At 71.9% G+C, this 10,077-nt stretch carries 8 protein-coding genes; 4 read left to right on the top strand and 4 right to left on the bottom strand.

Going from position 1 to position 10,077, the window contains the following annotated elements:
• Positions 1-71: 71 nt before the first annotated feature.
• Together HLK59_RS30170 and HLK59_RS30165 are read right to left on the bottom strand one after the other, a co-directional pair.
• Positions 72-992: an aminoglycoside phosphotransferase family protein gene (locus tag HLK59_RS30170; RefSeq protein ID WP_171144713.1), complete on the bottom strand. Its 921-nt coding sequence runs from the start codon at positions 990-992 to the stop codon at positions 72-74.
• 130 nt (positions 993-1,122) lie between these two features.
• Positions 1,123-2,784 carry a M4 family metallopeptidase gene (locus HLK59_RS30165; protein ID WP_171144712.1) on the bottom strand — a complete coding sequence of 554 codons (1,662 nt, stop codon included), beginning with the start codon at positions 2,782-2,784 and terminating at the stop codon, positions 1,123-1,125.
• Between the two features lie 148 nt (positions 2,785-2,932).
• Between HLK59_RS30165 and HLK59_RS30160 the strand changes: the two genes are divergently transcribed.
• Both HLK59_RS30160 and HLK59_RS30155 read left to right on the top strand, forming a co-directional pair.
• Complete coding sequence (locus HLK59_RS30160) at positions 2,933-3,346, top strand: gamma-glutamylcyclotransferase family protein (protein WP_171144711.1); 414 nt, start codon at positions 2,933-2,935, stop codon at positions 3,344-3,346.
• A 353-nt stretch (positions 3,347-3,699) separates the two neighbouring features.
• The gene (locus tag HLK59_RS30155) at positions 3,700-4,641 is read left to right on the top strand and encodes an intradiol ring-cleavage dioxygenase (RefSeq protein WP_171144710.1); all 942 of its coding nucleotides are present in this window, start codon (positions 3,700-3,702) and stop codon (positions 4,639-4,641) included.
• Between the two features lie 27 nt (positions 4,642-4,668).
• Here the strand turns inward: HLK59_RS30155 and HLK59_RS30150 are convergent, their stop codons facing one another.
• Together HLK59_RS30150 and HLK59_RS30145 are read right to left on the bottom strand one after the other, a co-directional pair.
• The gene (locus HLK59_RS30150; protein WP_171144709.1) at positions 4,669-6,792 is read right to left on the bottom strand and encodes a molybdopterin oxidoreductase family protein; all 2,124 of its coding nucleotides are present in this window, start codon (positions 6,790-6,792) and stop codon (positions 4,669-4,671) included.
• 180 nt (positions 6,793-6,972) lie between these two features.
• Positions 6,973-7,650, bottom strand: a complete 678-nt coding sequence (locus tag HLK59_RS30145) for an ElyC/SanA/YdcF family protein (protein ID WP_346779846.1) — start codon at positions 7,648-7,650, stop codon at positions 6,973-6,975.
• 210 nt (positions 7,651-7,860) lie between these two features.
• Between HLK59_RS30145 and HLK59_RS30140 the strand changes: the two genes are divergently transcribed.
• Together HLK59_RS30140 and HLK59_RS30135 are read left to right on the top strand one after the other, a co-directional pair.
• Positions 7,861-8,739 carry a sirohydrochlorin chelatase gene (locus HLK59_RS30140; RefSeq protein WP_171144708.1) on the top strand — a complete coding sequence of 293 codons (879 nt, stop codon included), beginning with the start codon at positions 7,861-7,863 and terminating at the stop codon, positions 8,737-8,739.
• Positions 8,740-8,800: 61 nt separating this feature from the next.
• Positions 8,801-10,039: a deoxyguanosinetriphosphate triphosphohydrolase gene (locus HLK59_RS30135; protein ID WP_171144707.1), complete on the top strand. Its 1,239-nt coding sequence runs from the start codon at positions 8,801-8,803 to the stop codon at positions 10,037-10,039.
• Positions 10,040-10,077: the final 38 nt, after the last annotated feature.

The raw sequence follows: 10,077 nt of genomic DNA, 5'->3' as shown, positions 1-10,077 counted from the left end.
GGCTGAGGGAGGCGAGGGAGGCGAGGCCCTACGGGTCGTAGCGCCCGTCGGATGGAGCGGCCGCTGTGCGCTCAGGCGGCGGCTGCCGTGTGCTCCCGCAGAACCTCCCGCACCGCCCGCAGTCCCACCGTTGCCAGTACCGGGTTCCTGCCGTGCCGGTAGTAGTGGTGGGCCGTCAGGCCGAATCTCAGGGCCCAGCCCCGGGCCCGGCCCCACGTCGCGTCGTCGACCTCCGCCGCGGCCCGGAAGGTGTCCCGGGTGCCGGCGTCGAAGACGGTCCACGCGGCCATGGCGTCGACCGCGGGGTCTCCGGTGCCGAGCGCTCCGAAGTCGATGACGGCGCTGAGACGGCCGGCGGAGGTCAGGAGGTTGCCCGGGAGGAGGTCGCTGTGCAGCCAGACGGGGGCGCCGTCCCACGGGGGGAGGCGGAGGGCCGATTCCCAGGCGTCGGTGGCCGTTTCCGCGTCCAGCGTGCCGTCGGCGCCCAGGTCGCGGATCGCGTCGCGGACGTCCGTGTCGTCGTCGGCGGCGAGCGGTCCGCCACGGTAGGAGGGCGGGCCGGTGCTCGCGTCGATCCGCCGCAGGGCGGTGATGAAACGCCCCAACTCCCGCGCCGCGTCCGCGAGTTCCCGCAGCGGCCTGTTGTGGGCGTCGTCGCCCTCCAGCCAGCGGTACACACCCCACACCAGGCCGTAACCGGCCCCCGGCGAGCCCTTCGCCACCGGTTCCGGTACCGCCAGCGGCAGATGCGGTGCCAGCCGGGGCATCCAGCGGTGCTCCTTCTCGATCTGCCGGGCGCCGTCAGGCCGTCGCGGCAGGCGTACGACCATGCCGTCGCCCAGGCGGAACATGGCGTTCTCGGTGCCGGCCGAGGGCACCCGGCGGACCGGGAGCCCGGCCCACCGCGGGAACTGGTCCGCCACCAGCCGTTCGACCAACTCCGCGTCGATGTCCAACTCGTCGTCGTGCATCTTCGTCGTGCTGGTCGTCATGGGCTGCGGCTCCGGAAGGAAGGCGGTGGCGGTAAGGAACACGGTGACAGCGAGGGAGACGGTGGCCGTGCGGCAGGGAGCCTAGTCACGCCCGCCGCCGCACGGCCATCGCATTACCGGCTGCCGCGCCTCAGCCCACGTTCACCGCACTCCAAGCCGCCCCCACCGCGGCGTACTCCGTGCTCCCGGCCCCGTACAGATCCCTCGCCGCGTTCAGCGTCGCCGTACGCGCACCCGCGTAGTTCGTCGAGGACGTCATGTAGACCGTCAGCGCCCGGTACCAGATCGCGCCCACCTTGTCCCGGCCGATGCCCGTCACCGAAGAGCCGTTGCAGGTGGGGGAGTTGTAGCTGACGCCGTTCACCGTCCGCGCGCCGCTGCCCTCCGCGAGGAGGAACGCGAAGTGGTTCGCGACGCCGGACGAGTAGTGCACGTCCAGGTCCTTGACCGTCGAACTCCAGCAGTCCGCCGAGTTCCCGTCCTTCGACGGCTTGTCCATGTAGCGCAGCGCGTCCCGGCCGAAGCCGGAGCGGACTATCTTCTCGCCGATCAGATAGTCACCGGCGTCCGTGGAGTTCGCCGCGTAGAACTCCACCAGCGTTCCGAAGATGTCCGACGTCGCCTCGTTCAGGCCGCCCGACTCACCCGAGTACGTCAGCGCCGCCGTCTTCGACGTCACGCCGTGCGACATCTCGTGGCCCGCCACGTCCAGCGACACGAGGGGGCCGAGCTGCGTCCCGTCGCCGTCGCCGTAGGTCATGCAGAAGCAACTGTCGTCCCAGAAGGCGTTGTTGTAGTTGTTGCCGTAGTGGACGCGGTTGAACGAGCCCTTGCCGTCGCCCGCGATACCGGACCGCCCGTGGATGTTCTTGTAGTAGTCCCAGGTGACGTCGGTGCCGTACTGGGCGTCCACCGCAGCCGTCGCGCGGTCCGAAGTGGCCCCGGTTCCCCAGTGGTTGTCCGCGTCCGTGAAGACCGTCGCCGGGGCGCGGCTGATGCAGATGCCCAGGATGCACAGGTCCGTCTTGTTCGCCGCGTCGCCCGTGTACGTGTTTCCGCGCGTCGCGTCCTTGAGCTGGTACGTCGATCCCGACAGCGTCGTCTCCAGCGGCACCGTCCCGCCGTACAGCGACTTCCCGTCACCCGTCGCCGTCTCGATCGAGTCCCACGCGTCGATCTGCGCACCCGTTCTCGCGTCGGTCAGCACCGTGCGCCCGACCGGGTTGCCGAGCGAGTCCTGTGCGACGACGTTCGTCTGCCAGGCCAGCTTCGGCGCGCCGTGCAGGGCGTCGACGACCAGCTGGGGGTGGGCCGTCAGCTTCTTCAGTGTCTCGCCGAGGTTGGCGGCGCGGAGCGCGTTCGCCGCGAGGTCGGCGGCCTTGGGTGCGGCCACCCCGGGGGTCACCGAGGACAGCGCGATGGACCGGCGGGTGGCCCTGTCCGCGCCGCGGTACGTGCCGTTCGCGTCCAGGTGGACCACGAAGTCGCCGCCCAGTACCGGGATTCCGCGGTACGTACGGTCGTAGCGGACGTGCTGACCGCCGTCCTTGTCGACCACCACGTCCCGGACCTTCGTGTCCTGTGCGGTGGTGAGACCCAGCTTCGTGGCCTGCGCCACGAGCGCGTCCGCGGCGTTGTCGATCGCGGTGGCCCGGGTCGGCCTGTCGGCCGCACCCGCGGTCGGGGAGAGCGCGGCGGCCAGGAGGACCGCGGTGGTGGCGGCCGTGCCGACGGTGGCGAGACGGGACCCCAGGAGGGTGTGGACAGGGCGAACGGGACGTATCCGGCTCATCTGTCTCCTTGGAAAGGCGCGTTGGGGCGCGTGGGGGGAAAGGAGGAGGCGCGAGTGCTGCCTGAGATTTAAGGGGGCATGACATGTCGTGTCCAGAGGGCGTCTGTGCATGTCCGGCACCCGTGTGTGAGGAGAGAGAATCGTTTCTGTGAGACTCCCGTTCTTCGTCTACGGCACCCTCCGCCCCGGAGAGGTCAACCACGCCCACTTCCTCCGCGGCCGCACCCTCTCCGAGGAGCCGGGCCGGCTCGACGGCGTGGTGCTCTACGACGGTCCCGGCTATCCGTACGCCGTCGAGGAGCCCGGGGGCACCGTCCTCGGCGAACTCGTCACCGCCCTCCCCGAGATGTACGACGACCTCCTCGTCGCCCTCGACCTGCTGGAGGACCACGCCCCCGGCGATCCCCGCAACCTCTACGAGCGGATCGAGTGCGACGTCGTACGCGACGCCGACGGCGTCTCCGTGCGGGCGTGGGTGTACGTCGCCGCCCCCGCCGTGGCCGCCGGGCTGCGGGCGCGCGGCAAGCTGATCGGCAGCGGTGACTGGCTGGTCCGCGGCTGAGGGACCTCCGGCGCCCGACCCGGCCGGGGGCTTCGGCGCCTTGCCACCGCCCAACCGCTGACCACGGGTGCCCTGACGCCCGCCGCCTGCGGAGAGGAGAGGAACGGGGGAAGCCGACAGCCCTGTCGACCCCGCCGGTCACGAGGGTGCGAGCGAGGTCAGGAACTCGGGCGCCAGCGGCGCGAGTACGGCGAGAGGCGCCGCCACCACCGCCACCCGCCGCTGCCACCACCCTCCGCAGCTGTCACCGCCACCGAACCCCTCGCACAGCCGCTCCCATCAACTGAGCCGTGTGGGCGACCGGCCCGTGCGGCACCCCCGTTCGGCGCAGGGGCCGTGCCTAGCCTCCCGCCATGAACGGCAAGAAAGACACAGACAGCGACATCACCAGACGGCGCGCCCTCGCGCTGAGCGGCGTCGCGGCCGGGGCCGCCGTCGGGTTCGGCGTCACGTCGTGCTCCTCCGACGACGACACCGACACGCAGGCCGCCGCCTCCGGCACGGCCTCCGCGTCCGCCTCCGCCTCCTCCGACATCTGCGTCCTCAACGGCAGTGTCACGGAAGGGCCGTACTACCTCGACGGCGCCCTCTTCCGGAAGAACATCACCGAGGGCAAGGAGGGCGTCCCCCTCACGGTGAAGCTGACCGTGCTGGACCAGACGGACGGTTGCGCGCCCGTGAAGGACGCCGCCGTCGAGATCTGGCACTGCGACGCCTGGGGCTACTACTCCGGCTACACCACCACCGGCCCCGGCGACACCTCGGTCCCCGAGGAGAGCGAGGACACCAGCGGGGCGAACGACAAGACCTTCCTGCGCGGCTACCAGACCACCGACGGCAGCGGAGTCGTCGAGTTCACGACGATCTACCCCGGCTGGTACACCCCGCGCACCACCCACATCCACGTCAAGGTGCACACGGGCGGCAAGAAGGCCGACGACACCTACGAGGGCGGGAAGACCAACTGGACCGGCCAGTTGTTCTTCGAGGACAAGTACGGCGACGAGGTCTACAAGACCGAGCCGTACAGCCGGCATGTCGGCACGTGGACCAAGCTCGACGACGACATGGTGTACGCGGGCGGCGGCGCCAAGGACGGTCTCATGACCGTCACCGGGTCCGTCGACAAGGGCTTCACCGGCACCCTCACCGTCGGCATCGACCCCGACAAGGAGAACACCGGCGCGGGCAGCGGCAACGGCGGCAGCCCGCCTCCCGGCAACGGCAGCGCCCCGCCCGAGCCGCCGAGCGGTCAGCCCACCGACTCCCCGGTGCCGATGCCGTCGAGCACATGAGCCGCACCGGCACCGACCGCACCACCCCTACGACTCCACCGTCTCCAGCCGTACCGCGCACGCCTTGAACTCCGGCATCCGCGAGGTCGGGTCGAGCGCCGGGTTGGTGAGGGTGTTCGCGCGGCCCTCGCCCGGCCAGTGGAAGGGCATGAAGACGGTGTCGGGGCGGATACCGGTGGTGATGCGGGCCGGTGCCACGGCCCGGCCCCGCCGGGACACGACCGCCACCGGGTCGCCCTCGGCCGCGCCCAGCCGGGCCGCGAGCCGCGGGTGCAGCTCCACGAACGGGCCCGGTGCGGCGGCGTTCAGCTCGTCCACGCGGCGGGTCTGGGCGCCGGACTGGTACTGGGCGACGACCCGGCCGGTCGTCAGCAGCACCGGGTACTCGTCGTCCGGCTCCTCGGCGGCGGCCCGGTGCGAGACCGGGGCGAACCGGGCGCGGCCGTCGGGGGTGGCGAAACGGTCCAGGAAGAGGCGGGGCGTGCCCGGGTGCACCTCGGCCTCCGGGCGCACCTCGGCCTCCTGGCGTTCGCCGGATGAGGCCTCCGGCGTCGGACACGGCCAGAACACCCCGTTCTCCTCGGCCAGTCGCCGGTACGTGATCCCCGAGTAGTCCGCGGGGCCGCCCGCGCTCGCCCGCCGCAGCTCCTCGAAGACCTCCTCGGGATCGGTCGGGAAGCCCTTCTCCACGCCGAGCCGGTCGGCGAGTTCGCGCATGACCTCCAGGTCGCTGCGGACCCCCTCGGGCGGGGTGATCGCCTGGCGGCGCAGCAGCACACGCCCTTCCAGGTTGGTCGTGGTGCCCGTCTCCTCCGCCCACTGCGTGACCGGCAGGATGACGTCGGCGAGCTCCGCCGTCTCCGAGAGCACGACGTCGCAGACGGCAAGGAAGTCAAGGGACTTGATGCGTTCCTCGATGTGCGCGGCACGCGGCGCCGACACCACCGGGTTGGATGCCATGAGCAGCAGCGACCTGATGTCGACACCCAGGGCGTCCAGCAACTCGTAGGCGCTCCGCCCGGGGCCGGGCAGCGAGTCGGGGTCGACTCCCCACACCTCGGCCACATGCCGCCGCGCCGCCGGGTCGTCCAGCTTGCGGTAGCCGGGCAACTGGTCGGCCTTCTGGCCGTGTTCGCGCCCGCCCTGTCCGTTGCCCTGCCCGGTGAGGCAGCCGTATCCGGAGAACGGCCTCCCCGCGCGGCCCGTCGCCAGGCACAGGTTGATCCAGGCGCCCACGGTGTCCGTGCCCTTGGACTGCTGCTCGGGTCCGCGCGCGGTCAGCACCATCGCGGCCTCGGGCTCGCAGAACATCCGTACGGTCTCGCGGAGTTGGGGCACCGGCACCCCGGTGATCCGCTCCACGTACTCCGGCCAGTGGGCCATCGCCGCGGCGCGGGCCTCCTCCCAGCCGGCCGTGCGCTCCTCGACGTACGCCTCGTCGACCCGGCCCTCGGCGACGACCAGGTGCAGCAGACCCAGAGCCAGCGCGAGGTCGGTGCCCGGGCGGGGCATCAGATGCAGGTCCGCCTGCTCGGCGGTCCTGGTGCGGCGCGGGTCGATGACGACGAGCGTGCCGCCGTTCTCGCGCAGCTCGTTGAAGAAGCGCATCGAGGGCGGCATGGTCTCGGCGGGGTTGGAGCCGACGAGGATCACACAGCCCGTCTTCGGGATGTCCTCCAGCGGGAACGGCAGCCCGCGGTCCAGACCGAACGCCTTGATCCCGCCGGCCGCCGCGGAGGACATGCAGAAGCGGCCGTTGTAGTCGATCTGCGAGGTGCCGAGGACGACCCGGGCGAACTTGCCCAGCGTGTACGCCTTCTCGTTCGTCAGGCCGCCCCCGCCGAACACCCCGCACGCGTCCGGACCATGTTCCGCACGCGTACGCCGCAGTTCCCCGGCGATCCGGTCCAGCGCCTCGTCCCAGGTGGCGGGCACCAGCTTGCCCTCGGAGCGCACCAACGGGGAGGTCAGGCGCACCCGGGACGAGAGCACCTGGGGAGCCGTCCGGCCCTTGCCGCACAGCGCCCCCCGGTTCACCGGGAAGTCCGCGCGCTCGGTGACCTCCACGCCCCCGTCCGGGACGGGCGTGAGATTCATCCCGCACTGCAGGGCGCAGTAGGGGCAGTGGGTGGGCGTCGCGGAGTTCTGCATGCTTTTCAGCGTGCTTCCGCCGTGTTACGTGCACGGCGGCTCCCTGTTACGCGAGCGGGACGGCGACCTCCCGGCCGGCCGCCGGGCACGGTGAGGCCGCTGAGCGCTCCGCCGGCTGCCGTCGTTCGACACGACCGAAAGGAGGGCACGACCGCCTTCCTGAGAGACGCGCCCCGCGTGTCACCGGGCGCTGGCCAGCGCCTGGCCGACCCCCGGTTCCTTCGTCCCCAGAAAGCGGGGGTCCGGCTCGAAGACCGCGTCCAGGGCCGCCTTGCCGGCCGCGAACACCTCCCGCGCCCCGCCGTAGTACCAGGTGGCGTCGTGCTTGGCGTCGACCCCGATGCCGTACGACGTCACCCCGGCCTCCTGGCACAGCGCGACGGCCCGCCGGATGTGGAACCCCTGGCTGATCAGGACGGCCCGGTCGACGCCGAAGATCTTCTTGGCGCGGACGCAGGAGTCCCAGGTGTCGAAGCCGGCGTAGTCGCTGACGATGCGCCGGTCGGGAACGCCGTGCGCGGTCAGATAGGTGCGCATGGCGTCGGGCTCGTCGTAGTCCTTCCGGCTGTTGTCGCCGGTGACGAGGACGACCTCGATGCGGCCCTCGCGGTACAGCTTCGCCGCCGCGTCCAGCCGGTGGGCGAGGTACGGCGACGGCTCGTCGTTCCACAGTCCCGCGCCGAAGACGACGGCGACCTCGGTGTGCGGAACGTCCGCGGTCGTGCGCAGCCGGTCGCCCGTCACGGCGTACATCCAGGTGGCCGGAAGCAGGCCGAGCACGCAGGCCGCCATCACGGCCTGCACGAGCCGCCGCTGCCCGGTACGGGTGCGGGGAAGCCGGGGTCTGCGCAGTCTCACGACGGTCCCTTCCTGGTCGTCCTTCGACAGTCAGGGACGTGACACAAGCCCCTCCGGTTCGCCCCCGGCGATGTGACCACCTTCACTGCGCCGACCGAAACCGCAGGTCACACTGGCTCACACACCCCTGGGGCCCCACTGTGAACCTGCGGAAAAAACCCGTCATTCTCATGCAACGGGGCGGCAACCTCGCCCCGCCACCATCGGTCCATGACGGCGTCGAACCCTTCTCGTGAAGAGTCCAAGACGGTCCACCTCGACAGTACGGCGCACCTCATGAACCGGATCAGCAGCCAGCTCGCCAGCCAGCTCAGCCTCGTCTCGCTCGACGGCAGACGGCGTCCCCGAAAGCCCGCGCTCGTCGTGGTCGCCCACGGCAGCCGCGACCCGCGCGCCCTGAGCACCGTCAGCGCCCTGCTCGACCAGGTCCGCGCCCTGCGCCCCGGCCTGCCGGTCCACCTGGGCCACATCGAGCTGAACGAGCCCCTGCTGACCGACACCCTCACCGCCCTCGGCGACCGCGAGGCGATCCTCGTCCCGCTCCTGCTCAGCCGCGGCTACCACGTCAAGCGCGACATCCCCGAGATGGCCGCCGAGACGGACGTACGCGCACGCGTGGCCCCCGCGCTCGGCCCGCACCCCTTGCTGGTGGAGGCCCTGCACGCCCGCCTGGCCGAGGCCGGCTGGGAGGACACCCCGCGCGCGGGCAGCGCGGTCGTCCTGGCGGCGGCCGGCTCCCGGGACCCGGAGTCGAAGGTCGACACGGCGCGCACCGCCTCCCTGCTGTCGACCCGCCTGGGCGTCCCGGTCGTCCCGGCCTTCGCCACGACGGCGGCGCCCAGGGTCCCGGACGCCCTGGCCGCCCTGAAGGCCCGAGGCTTCGACCGCGTGGCGATCGCCTCCTACTTCGCGGCCCCCGGCCGCTTCGCGACGGAATGCGCGGAGGCGGCGCCATGGATCGCGTCGGCCCCCCTGGGCACACATCCCGCGATGGCGCGGCTCCTCTTGCACAGGTACGACCAGATGATCGGCCTCAAGGGCGCGGGGAACGGCGCGACGAGCCACGCACAGCCCGCGATCGCCGTATAAGAACACCCGGCAGACGAGAAGGCGCACTCCGTTTGTCAGCCCCTGCCCGTACTGTCGAGACATGCCGTACGACCTGGAATCAACCGAACGCTGGGCGCCGGAACCGGACAAACGCCCCGGCCGCACCGCCTTCCAACGCGACCGCGCCCGCATCCTCCACTCAGCCGCCCTACGAAGGCTCGCCGGAAAAACCCAGGTCGTCACCCCCGGCACCCGTAGCCAGGCATGGGACGCGAGCCCCCGCACCCGCCTCACCCACTCGCTGGAGTGCGCCCAGGTGGGCCGTGAACTCGGCGCTGCCCTCGGCTGCGACCCGGACCTGGTCGAAGCCGCCTGTCTCGCCCACGACCTCGGCCACCCGCCCTTCGGCCACAACGGAGAACAGGCGCTGAACGAGTTCGCCGACGACTGCGGCGGCTTCGAGGGCAACGCCCAGTCCCTGCGGCTCCTCACCCGCATCGAGCCCAAGCGGTTCACCGAGGAGGGGTCCGTGGGCCTCAACCTCACCCGGGCCACCCTCGACGCCGCCACCAAGTACCCCTGGCCCCGCGAAGCGCACACGTCCCCGAAATTCGGTGTCTACGAGGACGACCGCCCCGTCTTCGACTGGGTCCGCAAGGTCGCCCCGGGCACCCGCACCACCTTCGAGGCCCAGGTCATGGACTGGTCCGACGACGTGGCCTACTCGGTCCACGACGTCGAGGACGGACTGCACGCCGGCCACATCGACCCCAACTGCCTGCACGCGGAACCCGAACGCCAGGCGGTCTTCGCGGTGGCCCTCGGCCGGTACGTCCCGGCGGACACCGACCCGGCGGAACTCGCGGCGGCCCTCGACCGGCTCCAGGACCAGCCCTGGTGGCCGCACGGCTACGACGGCTCGGCCGTGGCCCAGGCCCGGCTGAAGGACGCCACCAGCCAGCTCATCGGCCACTTCTGCCTCGCCGCGGAGGCCGCCACGCGCGCGCGGTACGGCACCGGGCGCCTGACCCGCTACACCGCCGAACTCGTCGTACCGCACGAGACCCGGCTGGAGTGCGCGGTCCTCAAGGCGGTCGCCGACCGGTACGTCATGCAGCGCGCCGAGCAGGAGCGGCTCCGCGCGGACCAGCGGATCGTGGTCGCGGAGCTCGCCGACGCCCTCACCGCCCGGGCCCCCGACGGTCTGGAGCCACAGTTCCGCTCACTCTTCGACGAGGCGAGCGACGACCGCGCCCGCAAGCGGGTGATCGTCGACCAGATCGCGTCCCTCACGGACGCCACCGCCCGCTCGCTGCACGCCCGCCTGACAGGACGCTGAGGAGACGGGCGTGCCGGTGGCTGCCGGCACGCCCGCCG

The sequence above is a fragment of the Streptomyces sp. S3(2020) genome, assembly GCF_013044505.1.
Classification (GTDB): domain Bacteria; phylum Actinomycetota; class Actinomycetes; order Streptomycetales; family Streptomycetaceae; genus Streptomyces.
Note: the sequence above shows the minus strand (reverse complement) of the source record. Positions and strands in the feature narration are given on the sequence as shown.

Coding starts and splice junctions, on each gene's coding strand:
- HLK59_RS30135 (WP_171144707.1), top strand. CDS start 8,801: ATGCCGTACGACCTGGAATCAACCGAACGCTGGGCGCCGGAACCGGAC.
- HLK59_RS30150 (WP_171144709.1), bottom strand. CDS start 6,792: ATGCAGAACTCCGCGACGCCCACCCACTGCCCCTACTGCGCCCTGCAG.
- HLK59_RS30155 (WP_171144710.1), top strand. CDS start 3,700: ATGAACGGCAAGAAAGACACAGACAGCGACATCACCAGACGGCGCGCC.
- HLK59_RS30170 (WP_171144713.1), bottom strand. CDS start 992: ATGACGACCAGCACGACGAAGATGCACGACGACGAGTTGGACATCGAC.
- HLK59_RS30140 (WP_171144708.1), top strand. CDS start 7,861: ATGACGGCGTCGAACCCTTCTCGTGAAGAGTCCAAGACGGTCCACCTC.
- HLK59_RS30165 (WP_171144712.1), bottom strand. CDS start 2,784: ATGAGCCGGATACGTCCCGTTCGCCCTGTCCACACCCTCCTGGGGTCC.